The 23,458-nt window shown below is 55.3% G+C and carries 19 protein-coding genes; 14 read left to right on the top strand and 5 right to left on the bottom strand.

Annotated features, from left to right (window positions below; genetic code table 11):
* Window positions 1–15 precede the first annotated feature (15 nt).
* The 8 genes from RTK01_RS06465 to RTK01_RS06500 all read left to right on the top strand — a co-directional run bounded on the left by RTK01_RS06465 (window position 16) and on the right by RTK01_RS06500 (window position 8,884).
* Window positions 16–954 (top strand): sodium:solute symporter family transporter, encoded by a 939-nt coding sequence (locus RTK01_RS06465; RefSeq protein ID WP_312280188.1) that lies wholly within the window; start codon window positions 16–18, stop codon window positions 952–954.
* Window positions 951–2,630 carry an ATP-binding protein gene (locus tag RTK01_RS06470; protein ID WP_312280189.1) on the top strand — a complete coding sequence of 560 codons (1,680 nt, stop codon included), beginning with the start codon at window positions 951–953 and terminating at the stop codon, window positions 2,628–2,630. Before RTK01_RS06465 ends, RTK01_RS06470 begins: the two co-directional genes overlap by 4 nt.
* Entirely contained in the window at window positions 2,627–3,976 is a 1,350-nt protein-coding gene (locus RTK01_RS06475) for a sigma-54 dependent transcriptional regulator (RefSeq protein ID WP_312280190.1), read from the top strand. Before RTK01_RS06470 ends, RTK01_RS06475 begins: the two co-directional genes overlap by 4 nt.
* A gap of 277 nt (window positions 3,977–4,253) precedes the next feature.
* A complete protein-coding gene (locus RTK01_RS06480; protein WP_312280191.1) occupies window positions 4,254–5,021 on the top strand; it encodes a 5-oxoprolinase subunit PxpA in 768 nt (255 codons plus the stop codon).
* Between the two features lie 38 nt (window positions 5,022–5,059).
* On the top strand, window positions 5,060–6,292 hold the full coding sequence (locus RTK01_RS06485; RefSeq protein WP_312280192.1) for a divalent metal cation transporter: 1,233 nt from the start codon (window positions 5,060–5,062) through the stop codon (window positions 6,290–6,292).
* Between the two features lie 60 nt (window positions 6,293–6,352).
* The gene (gene pxpB / locus RTK01_RS06490; protein ID WP_312280193.1) at window positions 6,353–7,090 is read left to right on the top strand and encodes a 5-oxoprolinase subunit PxpB; all 738 of its coding nucleotides are present in this window, start codon (window positions 6,353–6,355) and stop codon (window positions 7,088–7,090) included.
* A complete protein-coding gene (locus tag RTK01_RS06495; RefSeq protein WP_312280194.1) occupies window positions 7,087–8,031 on the top strand; it encodes a biotin-dependent carboxyltransferase family protein in 945 nt (314 codons plus the stop codon). The genes pxpB and RTK01_RS06495 overlap by 4 nt, the downstream gene beginning before the upstream one ends.
* A 37-nt stretch (window positions 8,032–8,068) precedes the next feature.
* Entirely contained in the window at window positions 8,069–8,884 is an 816-nt protein-coding gene (locus RTK01_RS06500) for a putative hydro-lyase (protein WP_312280195.1), read from the top strand.
* A 100-nt stretch (window positions 8,885–8,984) separates the two neighbouring features.
* Here RTK01_RS06500 and RTK01_RS06505 read toward each other — a convergent pair whose 3' ends face one another.
* Complete coding sequence (locus RTK01_RS06505) at window positions 8,985–9,908, bottom strand: LysR family transcriptional regulator (protein ID WP_312280196.1); 924 nt, start codon at window positions 9,906–9,908, stop codon at window positions 8,985–8,987.
* 246 nt (window positions 9,909–10,154) lie between these two features.
* Between RTK01_RS06505 and RTK01_RS06510 the strand changes: the two genes are divergently transcribed.
* From RTK01_RS06510 to RTK01_RS06530, 5 genes are all read left to right on the top strand, one after another.
* The gene (locus tag RTK01_RS06510; RefSeq protein ID WP_312280197.1) at window positions 10,155–11,027 is read left to right on the top strand and encodes an isocitrate lyase/phosphoenolpyruvate mutase family protein; all 873 of its coding nucleotides are present in this window, start codon (window positions 10,155–10,157) and stop codon (window positions 11,025–11,027) included.
* Window positions 11,028–11,075: 48 nt separating this feature from the next.
* On the top strand, window positions 11,076–12,434 hold the full coding sequence (locus tag RTK01_RS06515) for a sodium/glutamate symporter (protein ID WP_312280198.1): 1,359 nt from the start codon (window positions 11,076–11,078) through the stop codon (window positions 12,432–12,434).
* A gap of 21 nt (window positions 12,435–12,455) precedes the next feature.
* The gene (locus tag RTK01_RS06520) at window positions 12,456–13,286 is read left to right on the top strand and encodes a carbon-nitrogen hydrolase family protein (RefSeq protein WP_312280199.1); all 831 of its coding nucleotides are present in this window, start codon (window positions 12,456–12,458) and stop codon (window positions 13,284–13,286) included.
* Between the two features lie 69 nt (window positions 13,287–13,355).
* Window positions 13,356–14,192: a DMT family transporter gene (locus RTK01_RS06525; RefSeq protein WP_312280200.1), complete on the top strand. Its 837-nt coding sequence runs from the start codon at window positions 13,356–13,358 to the stop codon at window positions 14,190–14,192.
* A 216-nt stretch (window positions 14,193–14,408) separates the two neighbouring features.
* On the top strand, window positions 14,409–15,953 hold the full coding sequence (locus RTK01_RS06530) for a SulP family inorganic anion transporter (RefSeq protein ID WP_312280201.1): 1,545 nt from the start codon (window positions 14,409–14,411) through the stop codon (window positions 15,951–15,953).
* A 299-nt stretch (window positions 15,954–16,252) separates the two neighbouring features.
* Here RTK01_RS06530 and RTK01_RS06535 read toward each other — a convergent pair whose 3' ends face one another.
* Entirely contained in the window at window positions 16,253–17,659 is a 1,407-nt protein-coding gene (locus RTK01_RS06535; RefSeq protein WP_312280202.1) for an alanine/glycine:cation symporter family protein, read from the bottom strand.
* A gap of 160 nt (window positions 17,660–17,819) precedes the next feature.
* Window positions 17,820–18,767 carry a glutaminase A gene (glsA, locus tag RTK01_RS06540; RefSeq protein ID WP_312280203.1) on the bottom strand — a complete coding sequence of 316 codons (948 nt, stop codon included), beginning with the start codon at window positions 18,765–18,767 and terminating at the stop codon, window positions 17,820–17,822.
* A gap of 325 nt (window positions 18,768–19,092) precedes the next feature.
* Between glsA and RTK01_RS06545 the strand changes: the two genes are divergently transcribed.
* Window positions 19,093–20,028, top strand: coding sequence for a LysR family transcriptional regulator (locus RTK01_RS06545; protein ID WP_312280204.1), 936 nt, complete (start codon window positions 19,093–19,095; stop codon window positions 20,026–20,028).
* Window positions 20,029–20,312: 284 nt separating this feature from the next.
* Here the strand turns inward: RTK01_RS06545 and RTK01_RS06550 are convergent, their stop codons facing one another.
* Window positions 20,313–21,524: an FprA family A-type flavoprotein gene (locus tag RTK01_RS06550; protein ID WP_312280205.1), complete on the bottom strand. Its 1,212-nt coding sequence runs from the start codon at window positions 21,522–21,524 to the stop codon at window positions 20,313–20,315.
* Between the two features lie 20 nt (window positions 21,525–21,544).
* A complete protein-coding gene (locus tag RTK01_RS06555) occupies window positions 21,545–23,455 on the bottom strand; it encodes an acyl-CoA dehydrogenase family protein (protein WP_312280206.1) in 1,911 nt (636 codons plus the stop codon).
* Between the last annotated feature and the right edge of the window lie 3 nt (window positions 23,456–23,458).

Consider the following 23,458-nt stretch of genomic DNA (forward strand, 5'->3'; position numbering starts at 1 on the left):
GTCTGATACCAGTCGGTGACCCGCAGCGACGCATTCAACCTGATTCTCATGATTGTGGGGTTGGGCGTTTTGCTGGTAATCGTCGTGGCCCGGGTGGGAAGTCTGGGTGGAATCTATTCCGGCGCGGCGGGCGTGACGGGATACGCCCATGGGGGAATGGAGTATGCCACCGAGGCCGGGGACCTTCTTCGGCCCTTCGGGCAGGGGGATTTTGCGCCGCTTATGAGCATCAGCATGTTTTTCGGCTGGGGGTTGGGTCTGGCGGTAAATCCCCAGTATGCCGTGCGAATCTTAGCCTCGCGGGACGCCCGCTCCGCTCGGCGGATGATCTGGATTTCGCTGGCGCTGTTGGCGGGAATTTACTTCACGTTAAGCAGCATCGGCCTTGGTATGCGGGTGCTGATCCCCACGGTGAATGAGACCTTGTCCACCGATGAAATTTTTACCTATATTCTTAACAACGATCTGTACAGCGAGTGGAGCGGATTTTTGCTGTTTGCCATTATCGGCGCGTGCGTTTCCACCGCCAACTCTCAGCTTTTGCTGATCGCGTCCAGTTGCTCCTGCGATATTGTGGGGGCGCTGTGGCCAAGACCGCTGAAGGAGAGCACGCTGGTGAATCTGAGCCGGGGGGCGGTGATGGCGGGGGGAACGCTGTCGCTGCTGCTGGCCTTGTCGCCGCCGGCCTCTCTTTTGACATATGGCGGGGACGTGTGGGGCGTGTTCAGCGTGACACTGCTGGCCCCGGTGTTTGGGACCCTACTGTGGGAGAGAACCACCCGGACAGGCGTATGCGCCGCGTTGGGGGCCGGACTTTTGGCGCTGGCAGTATTTTATCCGCTTTACTATGCGGGCCTGCTTCCCGTGCATCCCGCCCTGCCGGGAACGCTGATCTCCGCCGGGGCGCTGTGGCTGGGGTCCGTGCTGAGTCGGAAAAAGGAGGCGGAGGGATGAGGAGAAGACGGTCGCTGACCATTGAGAATAAAATTCTTATGGCGGTGGTGGGCATCTGCGTCCTTTCCGTGCTGTGCTTTGGCTTTTTGATGCTCCGGGAGGGGTATACGAGTAAGATGACGCAGGAGCGGGAAAAGGGAGAGGAGCTGCTGGCTTATATTAGCTGGGATATCCGCCAGTTTGGAGACAATGTGGGGCAGGACGCCATTCTCGCGGGCTGCGCCGCTCTTGAAAACGACGGACTTGTCATTCTGAACGACAGGGGCGCCCGCATTCTGGGAACGGAACAGGGAGCCGCTCTGGTGGCGGAGGGAAGCATTTTGGCAGAGCAGCGGGACAATGGGTTTGGCTGGAGACTTTGTTATACGCTGGATGAGGCGGAGTTTCAAAGCGGCCTTGTGGAGGAGCAGAAATACGCCATTCTCGCCACCATCGCCCTGTTAATTATCACGATTCAGGTGGGTGTCTTTGTGTCTTACGGGATTTCGGAGCCGGTCCGGCGGCTGGCAGCGGCATGCGCCGCCATCGGAGAGCGGCCCCAAGAGGCCTCGGCGGAGCTGATTCCCACGGATGTGGGCAGTGCGGAAACGCGGCAGTTGGCGGATGCGTTCCGCAGAATGCTGGAAGAATTGCGGCGGTATAACGCGGCGCTGGCGGAGCAGAAGGCGCTGAACGAAAATAGTGTGCAAAATCTGCCGCTGGGCGTGGTGGCCTATGGCGCGGACGGGCAGGTGCTGTGCGTCAACGACCGGGCCAGCGCCATGTTGGCGGATGAGGCGTTTTTTGCCGCCGGACAGACGCTGCGTCTGGTGTTGGAACGCCGACTTACGCAGGCCAGCGTTCCCCTTGAGGCAATTCGGCTGGAGGACGGCCGGGGGGATGTGCGGGTCTATCAGATAGGGGTCTGGCGGCTTGGGCAGGGAAGCCTTGAAACCAAGCCCGGGACGCTTTGTACCATTGATGACGTGACCTATGACAAGATTATGGAAGAAAAGGTGGGCGAGGGCGAGAAGCTGGCCTATATCGGAAAGCTGGCCGCCATGCTGGCCCATGAGATTCGCAAGCCTCTGGCGGGCATCCGCGCCTCGATTCAGGTGGTGGGCCGGGGGCTGGGGCGGGAGGGGGATAGGACGCTGTGCGCCAGCGTCATCAAAGAGGTGGACCGCATCAACGAACTGATTGGGGACCTTTTGAATCTCTCCCGCAAGCGGGAAAGCCATAAGGCCGTGGTGGAGCTAAAGCCGCTGCTGGGCGAGGTGGCCATGCTATACTCCAAGCTGGCCGGGAATCACGGCGTTACCATGGAAACCACGGCGGAGCCGGGCCTTACGATTTATGCCGACGAGGCGGAGCTAAAGCAGGTTTTGATAAATCTTGTGAGCAACGGATTGAAAGCCGTGGAACAGGGGGGGCGCATCGCCCTGCGGGCGCAGGGCGGCCCTGCGGAGGTCCTTTTGTCGGTGACGGACGACGGCACAGGAATGGACCGTGAAAAGCTGCGCTCTGTGGAAAAGGGAATCGTCTCGGGAGGAACCGGACGATACGGCCTTGCCATTGTCAGCCGCCTGTTGGAGCAAAATGGCGGCGAAATGAAAATTCTCAGCAGTCCCGGCGGCGGGACGTGCATTGAAATGCGGTTCCGCCGGACGGATACAGAGGAAAAGGAGACGCTATGAAAGAACGGGTACTGGTCATCGACGATGAAAGTCTCATCCGCATTTCTCTGGAGGCGGGTCTGTCGGACATGGGCTATGAAGTTGTCACGGCGGGGACGATTGCCCAAGGCCTTGCAGCAGCGGAGCGGATGCGTCCAAACGTGGTATTGCTGGATAATTGTCTGGAAGGGGATGTGGGGACGGATTATATCGAGGCGCTCCGCCATCTTGACGAAGAAGTGCGCATCATCATGATTACCGCATACGGAACGGTTGCTCAGGCGGTGGAAGCTATCCGCCGGGGGGCCTATGATTTTGTGCAAAAGCCCTTTGATCTGGATGAGCTGAACCTGATCATTCGCCGCGGTTTGGACGAGCTGAAAAAAGACCGCAGCCTGAAGGCTGTGAAGGGCAAGCAGCGGGAGCTCATTGGAAACAGCCCCGCCACGGAGGAAATCCGGTCCCAGATACGCCTGCTGGCGAAAAACGACAACGTGGATTTGCTCATTCGAGGCGAAACCGGCACCGGCAAGGAGGTGGTGGTGAATATGATTCACTACACCTCCGCCCGGCAGGCAGGCCCCATGGTGAAAATCAATTGCAGCGCTATCCCGGAAAACCTTTTGGAGGCGGAGCTGTTCGGCTATGAAAAGGGTGCGTTTACCGGGGCGGTGAAGACCAAAAAGGGCCTGTTTGAGCTGGCGCATGGCGGCACGGTGTTTCTCGACGAAATTGGTGAGATGCCCCTTGCCATGCAGGCAAAGCTTCTGACATTTCTGGAGGACCGCTGCTTTAAGCGGGTGGGCGGACTGACGGATATCCCTGTGGATGTGCGGGTGGTGGCCGCCACCAACCGCCGGCTGGAGGAAGAGATCGCCAAGGGGACCTTTCGGGAGGATTTGTTCTACCGGCTCAATGTCATGCAGATATTTATCCCGCCCCTGCGGGAACGGGTGGAGGACATTCCCGTCATCGCGGATTACTACCTGCGCCACTTCAACCAGAAATTTTCAAAGGAGATTGAAGCCATTGATTCGGCCTATCTTGGCGAGATGCGCCGCTACTATTGGAAGGGCAATGTGCGGGAATTGAGAAACGTTTTGGAACGGGAGGTTTTGTTTTGCGAGGGGAAGACCCTTCGGGGCGCACCGTTGGCCGCTTTTGGCGGAGGGGCCGCCCCCGCCGGGGTAAAGGACCTTTCCTTGGGCCCCATTGATCTGGAGGCCGAAACTGCGGCATTCCAACGGGCTTATATCCGCCGGGCGCTGGCTCTGAGCGGGGAGAACAGCACCGCGGCGGCGGAGCTGCTGGGCATCAGCCGGTTTACGCTGAAGCGGCGGATGGAAGATGAGACCGTGCGGAATTGAACGATTGGCCCGTGCAGAATCGCACGTCCGCTTAGGAAAATGGTTTATTTTCCTAAGCGGATGTGTTTTTTTGCGAAAAAGTCAGAAACTATGGAAATGAAAATCACAAAAAGCAACCCTGAAAAATGTGAAATACAAACAATTATTTAGCGGATGAAATAGAAATGATGTGCGTTTGTAATAAAAACTTGAAAGCTTGGTATGAAACTTGCTGCTAAGTATGACAGGTACATCTGGAATTGTGCCCATGGGGCAAAAAAGGAAGGAGCTTACAATTATGAATCTGGTGGATCTAAACAGCGATTTGGGAGAGAGCTTTGGTGCATACACCATCGGTTTGGACAGCGAAGTAATCCGGCACGTATCGTCCGTCAACGTGGCCTGCGGCTATCATGCGGGGGACCCGCTGGTAATGGCGCAGACCGTGGCCATGGCGAAGGAGGCAGGTGTGGCCATCGGCGCACATCCGGGTTTTCCCGATCTGATGGGCTTTGGACGGCGGAACATGGTGTGTTCGCCCAAGGAGGCCAAGGCCTATGTCCAATACCAAATGGGTGCTTTGCTGGCGTTCACCGCCGCGGCGGGGGTGAAGCTTCAGCATGTGAAGCCCCATGGTGCGCTTTATAACATGGCGGGCAAGGACATGGAACTGGCGTCCGCCATCGCGGAGGGCATCGCAGAGGTGGACAGGGACGTGATTCTGCTGGGCCTTGCCGGAAGCAAGATGATTGAGGCGGGTCGGGCCGCAGGACTGCGGGTGGCCAGCGAGGTGTTTGCAGACCGCGCCTATCAGGCGGACGGTTCTCTGGTTCCCCGCAAACAGCCCGGCGCGGTAATTCACGACAAGGACGAGGCGATTCGCCGCACGGTGCGCATGGTGATGGAGGGAAAGGTCACCGCCATTACAGGCGAGGAGGTTTCCATCTCCGCCGATTCCATCTGTGTACACGGCGACAACCCCTCGGCTGTGGAATTTGTGAAAAATATCCGTGCCGCCATGGAAGCACAGGGCGTAAAAATCGCGCCCATTGCCACCATTGTTTAAGTGCGTGCTACAAATATAATTGAAGTGAGGAAATCCCGATGAGTGCGAACGAGACGACAAAGAATAGATCTGTTTTGCTGGGCGCCGCGTTTTTAATGGCAACTTCGGCCATCGGCCCCGGCTTTTTGACCCAGACCTCCAAATTTACCGCACAATACGGTCCCGCGCTGATTCTTATTATCCTCCTGGCAATCCTGATGGATATTACGGCGCAGATGAACATCTGGTCCATCGTCAGTGTGTCCAAGATGCGGGCGCAGGACGTGGCAAACAAGGTGCTGCCCGGTCTGGGCGTCGCGCTTGCTGCGTTGGTGGCAATCGGCGGATTGGCATTCAACGTGGGCAACGTTGGCGGCGTAGCGCTGGGCTTCAACGCCATGTTCGGCTTGAATGAAAAGGTGGGCGCGGTCATCGCAGGCTGCCTTGGCATCATTATCTTTATCAACAAAAATGCCAAGACCATCATGGATAAGGTTGCCACGCTTCTGGCTGCCATCATTCTGGTCACGGTGCTGGTGGTGGCGGTGATCTCTCAGCCGCCCCTGGGCGTGGTGGCGTCAAGCTTGACCAAGTTCAATGAAATTCCTTCCATGTTTGTGGCACTGACCACCTTGCTGGGTGGGTCCTGCGGCGGCTACATCGCCTTTTCCGGCGCGCACCGGCTGCTGGACGCAGGCATTTCCGGCCCCGAAAATGTGCGCCATGTGCGCAAGAGTGTGCTTCAGGGCTGCGGAACCTCCGGAACCGTGCGTATCTTGCTGTTTCTGGCTGTGCTGGGAACCTGCATGATCGGGTCCCAGTGGAATGCCGCCAATGCCGACACCATTATCAACGCCAGCAACCCCGCCGCCGAGGCATTCCGCCTGTCCGCCGGAAATTTGGGCTATCGGCTGTTCGGCCTGTGCCTGTTCTCCGCCGGCGTTTCCTCCGTGGTGGGCGCGGCATTTACCTCCGTCTCTTTCCTCAAGACGCTGCACCCCTTCATCAACAAGTATGAACGCCAGTTCGTGGTGGGCTTCATCACCTTTTCCACGCTGATGATGGTGCTGGTTGGCAACGCCGCTCAATTGCTGATTGTTGCGGGGGCTTTCAATGGCCTGATTCTGCCGATCAGTCTGGGTGTGATGCTGCTGGCGTGCCGCAATAAGAAAATTGTGGGCGAGGAATACAAGCATCCTACATGGATGATCGTATTGGGTGTCATTGTGGTCTGCATCTCTCTCTACGCCGGAGTAAAAGCCGTTCCCGGCATTTTGAAGCTCTTTGCCTGATAAAAGGCGTATCATTGGCGCTGGGCGCGGCACCGCCGCGCCCAGTGGAAAGGAACAAGTATGGACGAAGTGAGATTTTTAAATGCCGGAGATACGGCTGTGACCGTGGAATTCGGCAATGAGATCAGCGTGGCGATTAACGGCCGCATCCGGGCGTTTAACATTGCCCTGCTGGAAAGCGGCATTTCGGGCATTGTGGAGACGGTTCCCACCTATCGCTCCCTGATGGTGCACTATGATCCGGGCGTCATTCGCTATGCCGCGCTGGAACAGAAATTAAAGGGGTTGCTGGGCGGGCTGGACAAGGTGCAGATTCCCCCCAGCGAGGTGCTGGAAATTCCCGTACTGTACGGCGGGGAGGAAGGGCCGGACCTTCCGTTTGTGGCGGAGCAGGGAGGCAGGTCTGTGGACGAGGTGATCGCCATTCACAGCGCGCCGGAGTACCTCATCTACATGCTGGGCTTTACGCCGGGCTTCACGTATCTTGGCGGCATGGATGAGTCCATCGCCACGCCCCGGCTGAAAACGCCCCGAGTCAAAATTCCCGCAGGCAGCGTGGGCATCGCCGGGGCGCAGACCGGGGTGTATCCCATCGACTCGCCGGGGGGCTGGCAGTTGATCGGGCAGACCCCGGTGCGGATGTACGCGCCGGAGCGTGAAAAACCCATTTTGCCGGAGGCGGGACAGTATATGAAGTTTTACCCCATTGATCGGGCGGAATATGATAGAATTGCAGAGCAGGAGGCCGCCGGGACTTATGTCTGTAAGCGACACTCCAGAGAGGAGGTGGCGGAATGAGTATCACGGTTCTGCATCCCGGTATGCTGACAACGGTTCAGGATCAGGGACGGACGGGGTATCAGCAGTTTGGCGTGCCGGTTTCCGGCGCGGTGGACCCCCGTTCTGCCGCCGTGGCCAATATTTTGGCGGGCAATGAAGAGGGAGAAGCTGTTCTGGAATGTACCATTATGGGCCCGCAGCTCCGTTTCGACCAGCCTGCGGTCATCGCAATTACCGGCGCGGATCTGGGCCCCACGCTGGACGGCGTCCCCATGGACAATTACCGCGCCGTCCGGGTAGGGGCGGGGCAGGTGCTGCGCTTTACCGGCCCCAAATCCGGCTGCCGGGCGTTTATCGCCGTGGCGGGCGGACTGGATATCCCGCAGGTTATGGGAAGCCGTTCTACCTATATGAAAGCAAAGATCGGCGGCTTCTGTGGCCGAAAGCTGGAAAAAGAAGACGTGCTTGGCCTCCGTGCGCCGAGAACGGAGCCGAAGGCACTGGCGACCCGCACCATCGCGCCGGAGTTCCGCGCCCGGGCGGAATACACCCTCCGGGTGGTGCCGGGACCGCAAGACGATGCGTTTACCCCTGCGGGGATGGAGACGTTTTTCACGGGCCTTTATACCGTCACGGCCGAGTTTGACCGAATGGGCTGTCGGCTGGAGGGCCCGGAGATTGCCCATGAAACCTCCGGCGACATTATTTCCGACGGCATCGCGTTTGGAGCGATTCAGGTGCCCTCTTCCGGGCAGCCCATCGTGATGCTTTCCGACCGGCAGACCACCGGAGGCTACACCAAGATTGCCAATGTAATTTCCGCGGATTTTCGCATTTTGGGCCAGCTAAAAAGCGGAGACAAAGTCCGTTTTGAAAAGACATCTCTGTCCGCCGCACAGGAGGCTTTGCTTGCCCAGCGGGCGTCGCTGCGGCTGCTGCGGCATGTGCTGGACAACTGACGAAAACAGGCGCTGCCATAAAAAAGGAGGAAGACCAATGTCATTTGATATTACGCCCTATATCGACCTTTCTCCCGCCGTGGTGCGGGGAAAAATACGCGCAGGGGAAATCGACTTTCCAACCGCCGGGATGTGCCGGGGCTATGCGCAGGCCAACCTTGTAATCCTGCCGCCGGATTATGCGGCTGATTTCAGAGAGTATGCCCGGCGCAACCCGTTCCCCTGCCCGATATTGGAAGTGATCGAGGGCACGCCCGCGACCCATGCCATGGGAGAGGGCGGGGATATTACCACCGACATCCCCCGTTACCGCATCTATCGCAATGGTGTTTTCACTGAAGAGCTCACCGATGTGTCCGCCTATTGGGAGGACGGCTATGTGGGATTTTTGATCGGCTGCTCCTTTTCCTTTGAAGAGGCGCTGCTTTCTGCGGGAATTGAAGTCCGGCATATTACGCAGGGCCGCAACGTGCCCATGTACAAAACAAACATCGCAACGGTGCAGGCGGGACCGTTTTGCGGCCCCATGGTCTGCTCCATGCGCCCCATGACCCCGGAGCACGCCGAAATTGCCAGGGCCATTACGGAAAAGATGCCCAATGTCCACGGTGCGCCTGTCCATATGGGCGATCCGGCGCAGCTCGGAATTCAGGACATCATGAAGCCGGATTACGGAGATGCCGTGGAGATCAAACCCGGCGAAATCCCTGTGTTTTGGCCCTGCGGCGTCACGCCGCAGGCGGCGGTGGAACATGCAAAGCCGCCCATCGTTATCACCCATGCGCCGGGACATATGTTTATCACCGACGTAAAAAACGCAGAGTTGAACGATTATCTTGAGACGCGCAAGTAAAAATGATGAAACGCCGCCGCCCGCTTTTGCGGGCGGCGGCGTTATGCTTTCAGCATTTGCGGCAGGCAAATTTTTTATGCCGTGGAATAATTTGCGCCCCTTAATGATTTCCCAATTTGCGGATGGCGCAATTGCAAAACTTATGGACCAGCCGGTTCTTGGTATCCTTGCGAAACACGGCCAGAATGTCGGTGACATCCTGCACTTCCTCCAAGGAAAAATAGATCATAGGTGTTTGAGGCTGAATGGAGTGCACATAAGAGGGGCATATGAACGTGATTCCGCGCCCGCAGCCCACCAGGCTGAGTGCGGAGGGAAGACTGGGTGCTTCCACGATCCGACGGGGCGTGAAGGCATAGTGGCGGCAGACCAACTCCGAGGCAATCCTCATATTCTGCCAGGGGTTGAGAACAATCAGATTTTCTTCCTGCATGGAAGTAATATCCACCGGAATGGGCGAATTGAGGTTTCCCTCGCAGCCCGGAAATTTGCGGCGCATCTCATCCGTATAAAACGCGGCCAGCAAAATGGGGTCGCTCAGCAATTTTTGATATTCAAACAGTTCCGGATTTGGCTTCAGATTTGTCAAGGCCAGATCCACCTCGCCGGACTCCAAAAGGCCGAGAAGATTTGAACTGGAGCATTCTACAATTTTTTGATCGACAGAGGGATTTTGCTCGGCAAAATCCGGAACAATTTTCGGCAAAATGTAAATTCCGAGAAGCGGAAGGGTGGCAATTGTGAGCTGATTGTGCAGTTGTTTGCCGATTGCGGCAAAGTCCTCGCGCATTTTATGCTCCAAATCCTGAAATTGGTCAATGTAATCCAAATACTTCTGACCGGCGGGGGTCAAGCCCAGGGGAATGGTGTCGCGGTCAAACAAAGTAACGCCCATCTCATCTTCCACCCGCTTGACAAAGCGGCTGAGTGAAGGCTGAGAAATATAAAGAGATTGCGCTGCCTTTGAAAAGCTGTGGTATCGCGCAATTGCTTTAATGTATTTGCAAAAGCGTTGATCAATCAAATTCGCACCCTCCCCAATCTTGCTTTGACAGAGCTTTTTAGCCCGAGATGTTTTGTTTTTTAATATATATTGTATCAAATTTTGGAAAGAAATACAAAGCAAAATTGGCTCTTTTATTATTCGATTTTTGGCATATTGACATATCAAAACGAGTATTCGACAGAAAATGTGTTGGTGTTATACAATAACGTCGCAGACGAGGCAGAAAGCTGCCGCGCCACAACACAACACAAGGAGGAGTTTTAGATGAACAGCAATCACGCGCAGGATCTCCGCCGCATTCTGTCTGAAAACAAATTTTTGACGCTTCCGGGAGTTTATGACTGCCTTTCCGCAAAAATTGCAGAGGAAGCAGGCTTTTCGGCACTTTTTCTATCGGGCGGCGCATTGGCTTACAGCGTGCTGGGACGGCCCGACTTCGGCTTTTTGGGCCTGTCGGAGTTTGGAACGGCGATTCAGCATATTGTCTCTTCCTGCAATCTTCCCTTGCTGGCGGACGCTGACAATGGGTTTGGAAATGCGATTCAGGCTGCGAATACCGGCGCTATGTATGAGCAGTTGGGGGCGGCGGGCCTTCAGATTGACGACAAGGTGCTGCCCGCCGTACATCCCGCCCGTGATGAAATCATCGACTGGGAGCTGATGGGGCCGAAGATTCAGGCTGTGCGAAGCAGCGTCTCCAAGGAATTTGTGATTGTCTTTCGGACCTGTGCTGATTTGTACGGCTTTGGCATTGACGAGGCAATCCGCAGAATCAACTTGGCAAGGGAGTGCGGCGCCGATTATGCCTATATAGACGGAATCAAGTCCATGGAGGAGTTGACCAAGGTTTCCCGGCAGGCCGAAATCCCGCTGATGGTCAATCTCAATGAAAAGGGATATGTGGGCGGAAACGTCCCCGCCGAGCAGGTCAAGGCGCTGAACTATTCAATTGGTTTGTTCCCGATCTCCTCGATGCTGGCTGCATCTCAGGGGATGATCGAAGTGCTGTCCACGCTGGCGGATCAGGGCTCTACGCTGGGCGTGCGCAGCAAGATGACCGACCCGCCCACTCGCATTCATCGGATGATGGGGCAGTTTTCTCTGATTGAAAAATATGCGCCTTACTATCACGAGTAAAGGCGTTTTAATAAGAAATGGCTCTTTAAAAGTAAATTTTGAGAGGGGATGCTGAACTTGACACTGACGGACGTTTTAAAGGATTTTGCTTATTTAAGTATATTGATTCTGGTGGGCTTTGAGCTGCGCAAGCGGATTAAGCTGCTTCAGAGGTGTTTTATTCCCACCTCCCTGATTGCCGGAACCATCGGCATGTTTCTGGGGCCGGGCTGGCTGGGAGAGGCCGCCTCCATTGCGGTTCCGTTCAGCGACGGAATCGGGCAGTGGTCCGGGGTTTTGGTCATTGTGGTCTGCGCCACCATGTTTTTGAGTCTGGAACTGAGCCAAGTTGGGCGCGACGGCATGGCCACCACCTTTATGGCAGGCGTGGCCCATCAGGGACAGATGGCCGTGGGCCTTGGAATTGCCGCTCTGTTCGGACTTTTTACAGCACTTCCGTACCAATTTGGCTATATGGGCGTTTGGGGCTTTTATGCCGGTCATGGAAACGCCACCACCGTCGGCAATATTATCAAGGACGCGGGCTTGTGGGATGATGCCGTTGGCGTGGGCGTAACCTTTGCAACCATTGGCATTTTGTGCGGAGTGGTTCTCGGCATGGTCATTATTAATATAGGTGCGAAGCGGGGACTGACTCACGTAAAAATGTCCTTTGAGAGCATGGATGAAGGCGAACGCACAGGCTATATCCGCCCTGAAAAGCGCGTTTCCGTGGGCAGCGGCGTGACAAGTGTTTCCTCGCTGGACCCATTGGCGTTTCAACTGGCCATTGTAGGGTTGGTGGTTGTCATCGGCGTGGCCGTTCGCGCCCTACTTATCAAAATCAGTCCGGCGCTGACCAATTTTCCTTTGGTGGGCGCGGTTCTGATATCCAGCATGATTGTAGGTCTGGTCATCAACAAGACCGCATTGAAAGAGCGTATTGACCGAAAATTGATGAATCGCATCACCGGCACCGCGCTGGAGTACATGATTACGGCTGCCATTGCCACCACATCCAAGCAAATTTTTATTGATTACGCGCTTCCTTTGGTGGCAATTTCCGTCGCGATGGTGCTGGTAAACCTATTTGTCTGCCTGATTCTGGGCAAGCGGTGGCTTCGGGAAAATCCATTTGAAACAGGTGTGGGCCTGTTTGGCATGGCCTGCGGCGTTTTGGCCACCGGCCTGATGCTGATTAAGGTGATGGACCCCGATAACGAAACAACCGCCTCTACCTGCATCTCCACCTCCAGCACACTGGGCTATGCATGGCAGATTCCCTATATGATTGTGGGCTCTCTGGCCTTTTTTACGGCCCCGGTCCCAACCACAATTGTAACGGTTGTTCTGCTGGTGGTTTTTCTGATTGGCGGGGAGCTGATCTTTGGGCGGAAGAAGAAAAGAGCCGGCTCACTTACAAGATAATGACGAAGAGGAGAAAATACCTTGAATAAGTTTATAGTGGCAGTTTTGCAGATGGACTCTCAGGACAATGTGCAGGAGAATTTGAATACCGTAACCGCCTTTGTCGAAGAAGCGGCCGCAAGAGGGGCCAAGCTGATTACGATGCCGGAGAGCATGAATTATGTTGGCTCCGATAATGCCGGGCACGCCGAGGAAATTCCCGGCGGGCCGACTTATCGGCTGATGTCAGAGCTGACGCAAAAGCACGGTGTCTGGATGCACTGCGGCAGCATCTATGAAAAAAATCCCGCCGACAATCGCCCATTCAACGCAACAATGGTGATTGATCCCAACGGAAATCTTACCGCAAAATATCACAAGATTCATCCCTTCGATGTGGTCATCCCCAACGGCCCCGTCACTCGGGAATCTGAAAGGATATGCCCCGGCAAAGAAATTGTCACGGTGGATACCAAGGAAGTCGGACATTTAGGACTGTCAATTTGCTATGACATCCGGTTTGCGGAGATGTATCGGATCATGGCGCTGGAGGGGGCTGAGATTTTGCTGGCCCCGGCGGATTTCACCATGCCCACGGGAAAGGACCACTGGGAGACAATTCTCCGCACCCGTGCCATTGAGAACGGCTGCTATGTGGTTGCGCCCGCGCAGTGCGGCGTAAAGCCCAGATTTCAGGCCTATGCAAATTCCATGGTCATCGACCCATGGGGAAACGTCATTGCGCGTGCTTCTAACTACCCTCAGGTTATCACCGCGGAAATCAATCTGGAGTATCTTCAACAGGTCCGCCGACAGATTTTCACCTTGGAGAACCGGCGACCGGATGTATACAGCCTGACGTGCACGAAGTGACAGCTTGCGAAAAGAGCGGGGCTGAAAGCCCCGCTCTTTCTCGTGTACCAAAGGAGAATGGATCGACCCATGAATCATAAAAAAGCAATTGCCATGACTTGTCTGGCCGCTCTGCTGTGGAGTCTTGCCGGAGTAAATATTAAAATGATCGAGTGGTCTTCTTACGCCATCGCGGGCGGGCGGAGCCTGATTGCCGTGATTCTGCTGACTCCGATGGTCTTACGGCTGAAAAGCTGTAAAGTTGACTGCTTTGTCATTGGAGGCGCAGTTTGCTATGCCGCGTTTAATTACTGTTTTATCATCTCCACCAAGCTGACCACCTCCGCAAACGCAATTATGCTGCAATATACCGCGCCGATTTACGTTGCCTTGCTGTCGTGGGTGTTCCTGCGGGAGAAAGTCACCCGTGCGGATGTGGTCAGCATGGTGTTTGTTTTTGCTGGGATGCTGCTCTTCTTTCTGGATAAGGCCGGAGGAGGGACCACGGCGGGAAATATCGTGGCGGTTGGCAACGGCATTGCCTTTGCGGGAATTTCCATGTTCCTTCGACTGCAAAAGGACGGAAATCCGGCAATTTCCATGTACCTGGGCAACATGATTTCGTGCGTTGCGGGCATCCCAATGATTGTTTCGGCAGGGCTTCCCAATAGAAGCAGTTTTCTGTTTTTGCTGGTGGCGGGTGCGCTTGTGGCTGTATCCTATACGATCTATGCCCGGGCAAGCACCGGCTTGTCAGCGATGGAGACAGTCCTCCTGCCGATTATTGACCCCATTATGAATCCAGTGTGGGTGTTCCTTCAGCTTGGGGAGCGACCGGGAGTAATCAGCCTCATTGGGATGCTGACCGTGCTTGCTGCGGTGACGGGGCGGGTCCTCTACGGAATCCGTCGGACAAATGCTTCGTGACCGGCGGAGACACAGGAACAACGGCGTTAAAACAAACGGACACCAAAGCAATCATATACACGGGAACCCAGCAGCTTATCCAATTATAAAAGCAGACAGACAAACAGTCCGATAGCGGAAGAGCTTGCCCGAATTCATATTAAAACTTGCCCCTCCAGATGAGTTGTGCTATACTAAAAAATGTATGTCTTTAGAACGATTTTGGGGGAATTTGCTTTGTTTTTGCGGTTTATATCGGATTTAAAAAATGAGTTTCGGGGATATGGCTCCGCGGGCCTGATGCAGGACGCAATGGCAGGACTGACGGCCTGCGCGGTGGCGCTGCCCCTGGCCTTGGCATTTGGCGTCAGTTCCGGCGCCACGGCGGCCGCGGGCCTTGTCACGGCGATTATTGCCGGTGTGGTGATTGCCTTGCTGGGAGGCGCGTCCTATCAGATATCCGGGCCCACCGGCGCCATGAGCGCCGTGTTGATTGGCATTGTGGGAATCTACGGATTGCAGGGCGTGTTTTTGGCCAGCTTTGCCGCGGGAGCACTGTTGCTGATTGCGGGGATTTTCCGAATGGGCCGCCTGATTTCATTTATTCCAATGCCCGTGGTGATGGGGTTTACCTCCGGGATCGCGGTCATCATTGCCATTGGGCAGATTGATAATTTTTTTGGAACTGTTTCTCAGGGAAGTTCTAATCTGGAAAAGCTGGCCTCTTACGGAAGACTCGGGTTTTATCCCAATTGGCAGGCGGTGGCTGTGAGTGTTCTGGTGGTGGCGGTGATGCTGCTCTGGCCTAAGAAATGGGGTGCAAAGGTGCCCGGATCTCTGGCGGGAATTGTTCTGGCGGCTGTGGTGTCGATCACGTTTGGCATGGACGGCTTGACGACCGTGGGCGATATTCCGCGCTCATTACTGCTGAGCGACCGCCTGACGCTTGACGGCGACAGCTTTGGGATGCTGACGAGCTTAGGCTCGCCGATTATCACCATTGCGGCGCTGGGCATGATTGAAAGCCTGCTGTGCGGCGCGTCCGCAGCCCGAATGAAAAACGAGACATTCAATGCCGATCAGGAATTGATTGCACAGGGCGTTGGAAACATGCTGCTGCCCCTGTTTGGCGGCGTACCCGCCACGGCGGCCATCGCCCGCACCAGTGTGGCGGTGAAGTCCGGGCAGCAAACCAGACTTACCAGCGTGTTTCACTCCGTATTTCTGCTGGCGTCCATGCTGCTGCTGGGCGGCGTTATGGCAAAGCTGCCGCTGGCGGCGCTGGCGGGGGTGCTGATGGTCACGGCATGGCGCATGAACGACTGGGACGGAATCCGGTACATCTTCTCGCACCGCTTTAAGTCCGGCATCAGCCAGTTTTTCGTGACGATGCTGGCCACTGTGGTTTTTGATCTGACTATGGCAATTTTGCTGGGTGTGCTGTACTCCGTTATTTTGTATATGTCCCGTGTCAGCCATATCTCCGTCAGCTTTTCTGCGATTGACGCAAATCGGCTGCGTGATGTGCCGGATGAAAAAGCCGCTGTTTGGGAGACTTCCGGCGTGGCCTATGTGACCGGTTCTTTGTTCTTTGGCGCGGTGGATGAATTTAATCGCTGCATCAGGGAAATGCCAGCATATGATCATGTCATTTTGTCTCTGCGGGGAATGCCCAGTGTGGATGTTTCGGGCGTTCAGACGATGTTGGAGCTTTGCCAGAGCATGAAGGAAGAGGGAAGAACAGTGGCCTTTTGCGGCATGACGAACTCCGTGCGTACCTAGTGCGACCGGGCGGGAATTACCGCATTGCTGGGAGAGTCCGCTTATTATTGGAGCGCCGACCTTGCAATCCTTGATCTTTTGAAGAAGGAGCTCAAGGAGCAGGCGGCATCCGTCGGGTGAGGAAAAAACAGATTGCACCTCAATGGTTATCCAGCATACTATGCTGGGTAATCATTGAGGTGCTTTTTTGCCTAAAATTAAGACAGGCCGCTCCGTAAGGGCTTTAGCCCTTACGGAGCGGCCTGTTCTTTGGCAGACTTTAAGACTTGCCGCCTGACGCAGTCTCAGGGGACAAAAAATTACTTCCAGTAGTCCAACTGGCTGACATCCATGCCGATGTCGGCGGCGTGGAAGACAGGGTTCTTGCCCTCTTTCTTCTGGGCCACATAGTCACGGCAGGCATTGACCGCCACCTTGCTGAGAACAATGCACGCCGGAAGGTTGATCAGGCACATAATGGCCATCATAATATCAGCAATGGCCCACGCGGCGGACATGGACAGGGCCGCGCCGATGACAATTATCGCCGCGCAGACCAGACGGAAGCCCAGCATAAAGCGCTTGCTGGGCACTTTGCGGTGAATAAAGGTTATGGCGTTATCCACATAGAAGAGGTTGCCCAGCAGCGTGGTAAACGCGAAGAGGACCATTGCCGTCGTGACGAAGATAGGGCCAAAATTACCCATGATGGTCTTGACGGACTCCTGCACATAGGGAGCGCCGGCAAGCTCCGCAGTGGGCTCCACACCGGAGCACAGGCACATCAGCGCCGTGGCGCTGCAAATCAGAATGGTGTCTATAAATACGGACAAAACCTGTACGAGCCCCTGCTTGACAGGGTGGGAAACGTCGGCAGCCGCTGCGGCGTTGGGGGCAGAACCAACGCCCGCTTCGTTGGAGTAAAGTCCGCGCTTGATGCCATACATCATGCAGGAAACCGCAATACCCGAGAAAATCGCCTTGAAATCAAACGCGTCACGGAAGATTTCCTTAAATACGGCGGGAATCAGGCTTGCGTTGGAAACCAGAACGATCAAAGAAACGGCGATGTACATCAGGCCCATGAAGGGGACGATGGCGCTGGTGGCCTTCACCACGCGGCGGCCGCCGCCCAGAATGCACCAGCCCACGAGAACCGCCAGAATCGCGCCAATCACCCACGGAGAGGTTTTGGCATCGTAAAAGCCATATACAGAGAAGGTGGATTGCAGGTTGTAGGAGGCCAGCATGTTAAAGCCGCCCGCATAGGTGAGAATCAGACACACGGAGAACAAAACGGCAAGGCCGCGGTTATGCAGGGCCGTTTCAATGTAATAGGCCGGACCGCCATAGCTGTCACCGTTTTCGTCTTTGCGCTTGTAGACCTGTGCCAGAGTGCTTTCCACAAACGCGGAAGCGCCGCCGATGATGGCAATCAGCCACATCCAAAACACCGCGCCATAGCCGCCCAGGCAGACTGCAGTAGAAACACCCACGATGTTTCCGGTGCCCACGCGGGACGCAGTGGAGACCATCAGCGCCTGAAATGAAGAAATCTTTCCCTCGGAAGAGGGTTTTTCCATCACCACGCGGATCGATTCGGGGAAGAGCCGGAGCTGGACAAAGCCGGTGCGCACGGAAAAAAACAGACCGGCTGCCAGAAGGACAACAATCAGTACCGGGTAGTACAAAAAGCTGTCCAGTCCATCCAAAATTTTCAATATCATGGTGTACCTCTCTCTTTCGTCCTTAAATTTGCAGAAATCCTTGGTACCTTACCGCAATTCGCGTTTGGCAAGGCGAAGCTGTTGATAGAACACCCCCCTTTGTCTGTGTCGCCGTTTTACGCGGCAAGCTATGTGCGGAGCCGTTGGCCGCGATTTTTAATTATACCGTATAACCGGAGCCGGAGAAATAGTGAAGTCCCAAATAATGCGAAAGATATTCCAGCACACGGTATGCGCCCACGCTGTTTCCCTTGGGGTCCAGCGCCGGATTGAAGGCCGCCAGCCCCATTTTCCGTTCCACGGTTCCCATGATGCCGCCGCCCACGCCGCTCTTGGCCGGGATGCCCACCTTCATGGCAAACTCCCCGGAGGCGTCATACATTCCACAGGTCACCATCAGGGTTTTCACAATGCGCACAATCCAGTCCTCCAAAAGCGTCTCGCCGGTGCGGGGGTCCACGCCGTTGTTGGCCAGAATCAGCGCATAGTTTGCCAAATCCTCCACGTTCACGCTCAGCGAACACATCCAGAAATACAGGTCCACCACGTCTTCGGCGTCATGTTCCAGAATATTGTCGCCCTGCATGAGGTATGCCATGGAACGGTTGCGCATCCCCGCCTTTTTTTCCGACTGAAACACCGCTTCGTCCAGATGAATGGTATCCCTGCGGCAAAGTTTTCGGGTGAGCGTTAGAAAATCCCCGGAGGGGTCCTTACTGTCCATGCAGCAGTCGGCGGTGGCAATGGCGCCCGCGTTAATCATGGGATTGAGAGGATGGGTGTTTTTCGTTTCCAGCCGCACCAGCGAATTAAATGCGTCGCCGGTCGGCTCCACCCCCACCTTGCTGAACACCCTGTCATAACCCGCCGTCTGCAAAGCCATGATAAGGGTGAGGGTTTTGGAAATGCTCTGGATGGTAAATTCCTGATGCCAGTCGCCTGCGGAATAAATCTCCCCGTCGGTGGTGATGACGCAGGCCCCCAGTTTGTCGGGATATCCTTTGGCAAGCTCCGGGATATAGGTCGCCACCTTTCCTGTGTGAAGGAAGGTGCGGGCATAATCCATCGCATCAACCAGCGTTTTTTCAATCAGTTCATTGCGAGCCATCGGAAATCATTCTCCCTTTTTCTGTTGTTTCGCCTTTAAATTTGATGGCGGAGTTAGACAAAATGCCTTATATTTATCGATATCCTAGCATAATTTTTGGCAAATGTATAATAGCAATCTCCGATAGGGTTATGCAGCAGGCGTTATAGCAAATTCGACTGATTTGCCAAAAATTCTTTGTCGATTTCGCATACTAAATCACTGCATCATTTGTTTAAAAAATGCGCTATAATAGAGAATATATGCAAAAGGGGGAAGGCGAGGGCCAGCTTGTCCGGGCGGACGCACGCCCCGGCGTGTGTGCCGGGATAAAGGAGAGAGCAGCATGGATATCAAGCATCTGGAGTTTTTCTGCGCGGTGGCCCGTTATGGGTCAATCAACCGCGCGGCGCAGGAGTTATACATTTCCCAGCCACATCTCAGCCACATCATTCGGGACATGGAGACGGACGCGGGAGTGCCCCTGTTTCAGCGGACCAAGCAGGGAGTTACGCTCACAGCGGAGGGACAAGCCTTTTTGGAGCACTCCAAGGTCATTCTCAAGGAGATGGAGAGCCTTAAGCAGGTCTCCTGCCGGACGGAACCGGAGGGGGACTGCATGAGACTCTCCATGACCAAATTTACCCACACGATGGAAAGCTTTAACGAGGTGTGCACCCGCCGCCAGCGTCTTCCTAAATTTACTTATTTTCTGAACGAGGGGACCACGCTGGATGTGGTGTCGGATGTGGAGGAATGCGTTTGCGATGTAGGGTGCATTCACTTTGCAAGCCATGAGGCAGAGCGCTTTCACAAGCTTCTTTCGGAAAAAGGGCTGGAACTGACGCCGCTGGTCACTATGGCGCCGCACATCGTCGTGTCCAAAAACCACGAGCTTCTGCGCAGGAACATTCCCGTCACGCTGAAGAATTTGAGGGACTATGGGTTTGTCCGCTATATAGGACAGTATGAGGATTTCATTTATAATATTTCCACGGAAGACCATCAGACCGATCTGAACAATTCCTCCCGCATCATCTATGTGTATGGGCGGGCGGCGCTGATGCACCTGATTTCCGAGAGTGATTTTTATACGATTGGGATTCAGGGCTTTTCCACGCAGGATTCTCTATATCAGTGCGTCTCCATCCCCATTCAAAACTGCAAGGAGCGGTTGGAGTTCGGCCTGATCACCCGTAAAGGGGCAATACTGTCGGATTCTGAGCAGGAGTTTATCCGGAACGTGACCACCCGTTACCACGCGCTTCAAGAGACGCCCTGACTTTCGCCGCCGCCCGGCTGTGCTTTTTTGCGGTCTTTTGCCGGGAGGAGAGCGGCGAATCATCTGCGCCTTCAGAAGGGAAGCCCGAGAGGTGAAGTCCGACCGCAATGGTTTTCGTAATATTTGCTGCTTAAAAAAGTGGTTAAACAGATATCCGGCACACGCGGCAAACAGATGCAAAAATGCAGATAAAAGCGGGATCTGTCGCGAGCCTTAGGCTTGCGACAGGTCCCGTTTTCTTGCGCATTTAACAATATTGGGGGAGGGAGCTGAGTCCGCGGGTCTTACTGCATGGATTCCATGATGGCGTCCGCCAGCGTTTCCAGCTCAAATGCCTTGTCCTCGTGCAGAGAGGAAGCCATGCTCACCCGCTCGTTCAGCACGGTCATATTCTTCATCTCCTCGTCGAGGAACTTCTGCATCAGATCGCCGGACTTGATGGCCCAAGACCCATTTTCCATAATGGCCACGGTGCGGCTTTGCACGTTCAGCGCCTTCATATCCATGAGAAAATTGTGCATCGCCGGATAAATCCCAAGGTTATACGTCACCGAGGCAAGCACCAGATGGCTGTACTTAAAGGTTTCCGAGATAAGCTGAGAGACGTCTGTGGAGGAGACGTCATAGATGGCGACCTTCGTCATGCCCTTGTCGCACAGCCGCGCGGCCAGCGCCTGGGCGGCGGACTCCGTATTGCCGTACATGGAGGCGTATACAATCATCACGCCTTTCTCCTCCGGCTCATAGCGGCTCCACGTATCGTACTTCTGGATAAAATACATCAGGTCCTTGCGCCACACCGGTCCGTGAAGCGGGCAGATGTATTTGATCTGGTTGAGGATGCCTCCGGCCTTTTTCAGAATGAGCTGAATGTGAGGGCCGTATTTCCCAACGATGTTGGTCAGATACCGGCGGGCGTCGTCCAGCCAGTCCCGGTCAAAGTCCACCTCGTCGGCAAACAGCTTCCCGTCCAGCGCACCAAAGGTTCCGAACGCGTCGGCGGAGAAGAGCACGCCGTCGGTGGTGTCAAAAGTCACCATGACCTCCGGCCAATGGACCATGGGGGCAAACACAAATGTAACCACATGCTTCCCGAAGCTGAAGATATCGCCTTCCTTCACCTCGACGACAGTGTGCTCATCCACCGGGAACTTGAACTGGCGCATCATCATGAAGGCCTTTTCGTTGCTGATAATCACCACATTGGGCCACCGGAGCAAAATTTCTTCAATAGAGCCTGCGTGGTCTGGCTCCAGATGATTGATAACAAGATAATCCAGCGGGCGGCCCACCAAAACGTGTTCCATGTTTTCAAGAAGCTGACGGCAGCTGGACCAATCCACCGTGTCAAACAGGGCGGTCTTTTCATCCATCAAAAGATAGGAGTTATAGGAAACACCTCTGGGAATGGGATATGCATTTTCAAACAGAGAAAGGCGATGATCGTTGGCCCCTACCCAGTATACGTCCTCGGTTACATTTCTTACACTATACATGTTTTTTCCTCCCTTCGGTTTTAAGCCTGAATGAATTGGTCCTTGGACTCGGCACACTCAGGGCAGGCCCAGTCTTCCGGCAGATCCTTGAACTGCGTACCCGGCGCGATTTCGCCCTCCATGTCGCCAAACTCAGGCACATATTCATAGCCGCAGCCGCTGCAAACATAGCGGGGGCCAATGGGCTCCGGCTTGGGCATACGGGGGCGCTTCATCTTCACCATGGGAGGGGCGGGCTGCTTGTCGCCGGTGTCCAGCGCGGCGGTGAGCAGGGGCAGAATTTCATTCACGTCGCCCACGATGCCGTAGTCGCAGTTCTTAAAAATCGGAGCGTTGCCGTTTTTGTTGACCGCCACGATGATTCCCGCGTCCTTAATGCCTTTAAGATGCTGGCTGGCCCCGGAAATACCGCAGGCGATATAGAGGTTGCCGGTGAATTTCTGGCCGGACATACCAACGTAGCGGTTGAGCGGCAGATACTTCAGCGTTTCAGCCACAGGGCGGGAGGAGCCGATTGCGGCGCCTGCGGCCTTGGCCAGATTCTCCACCAGAAGCATGTTTTCCTTGTCTCCGATGCCCTTGCCTGCGGAAACCACGCGCTCTGCCTGCACGATGGGCGTATCCAGAGGAATCCCCACAGCAAAGTCAAAGCCGTCCTTTTTCAGCGCATCCACCAATGCGGAAACCTGCTCCGTGGCGGCCCCGTCCCGGAAAATCTGCTTTTTCCGGATTCCGGTGATGGGCGCGGGCCTTTTGGAGCGGCTGGAGGAAGCGGTCTCCTCCTTGGGAGGCTTTCCCAGAATGTGCGAAGCGATGACCACCCGCTGAATCTCGTTGGTGCCCTCATAGATGGTGGTGATTTTCGCGTCGCGGTACATCCGCTCAACCTCCATGCCCTTGAGGTAGCCGCTGCCGCCGAAAATCTGGAGCGCGTCGTTGGTGACCTCCAATGCAATGTCGGAGGCATACTGCTTGGCCATGGCGGATTCCATGCCGAAGGGCTCGTGGTTCTCCTTCAACTCTGCCGCCGAATAGACAAGGAACCGCGCCGTGCGCAGTTTGGTTGCCATGTCCGCGATTTTGAAGGAAATGGCCTGCTGGAAGCCGATGGGCTTACCGAACTGGACACGCTCCTTGCCATAGCTCACCGCCTGCTCGAACGCGCCCTGCGCAATGCCCAACGCCTGCGCCGCGATGCCGATGCGTCCGCCATCCAGCGTGGCCATGGCGATTTTAAAGCCCTCGCCCTCTTTGCCCAGCAGATTTTCCTTGGGAACCTTCACGTCGTTGAAAATCAGTTCCGCGGTGGAGGAAGACCGAATGCCCATTTTGTCGTAGTGGTCGCCAAACTCAAAGCCCTTCCAGCCCCTTTCCACGATAAAGGCAGAGATTCCTTTCACGCCGATGTCGGGGGTGGTTACTGCAAAAACAATGTATGTATCGGCCTTGGGCGCGTTGGTAATGAAAATTTTTCCGCCGTTCAGTAGATAATGGTCGCCCTTATCCACTGCGGTGGTTTCCGTCCCGCCCGCGTCGGAGCCTGCGTTTTGCTCGGTCAGACCGAATGCGCCGATTTTCTCTCCCTTACACAACGGGATGAGATACTTCTTCTTCTGCTCCTCGGTGCCGAACCCAAAGATAGGCCAGGTGCCCAAGGACGTGTGCGCCGACAGAATGACGCCGGAGCCGCCGTCAACCCGGGACAGCTCCTCTACCGCGACGGCATAGCTGATCATGTCCAGCCCCGCTCCGCCATACTCCTTCGGGAAGGGAATGCCCATCAGCCCCATTTTTCCCAGAGTTGCCACCGCTTCATCGGGAAACTGGTTTTCCTTGTCCATGAGGAAGGCGAGGGGCTTAATCTCCTCTTCCGCAAACGCTCGGACCTTGGCACGAAGCTTTTCCTGCTGCTGCGTGGTCGTGAATAACATACT

Origin of the sequence: Oscillibacter sp. (assembly GCF_031978065.1) — a bacterium.
Classification (GTDB): domain Bacteria; phylum Bacillota; class Clostridia; order Oscillospirales; family Oscillospiraceae; genus Oscillibacter.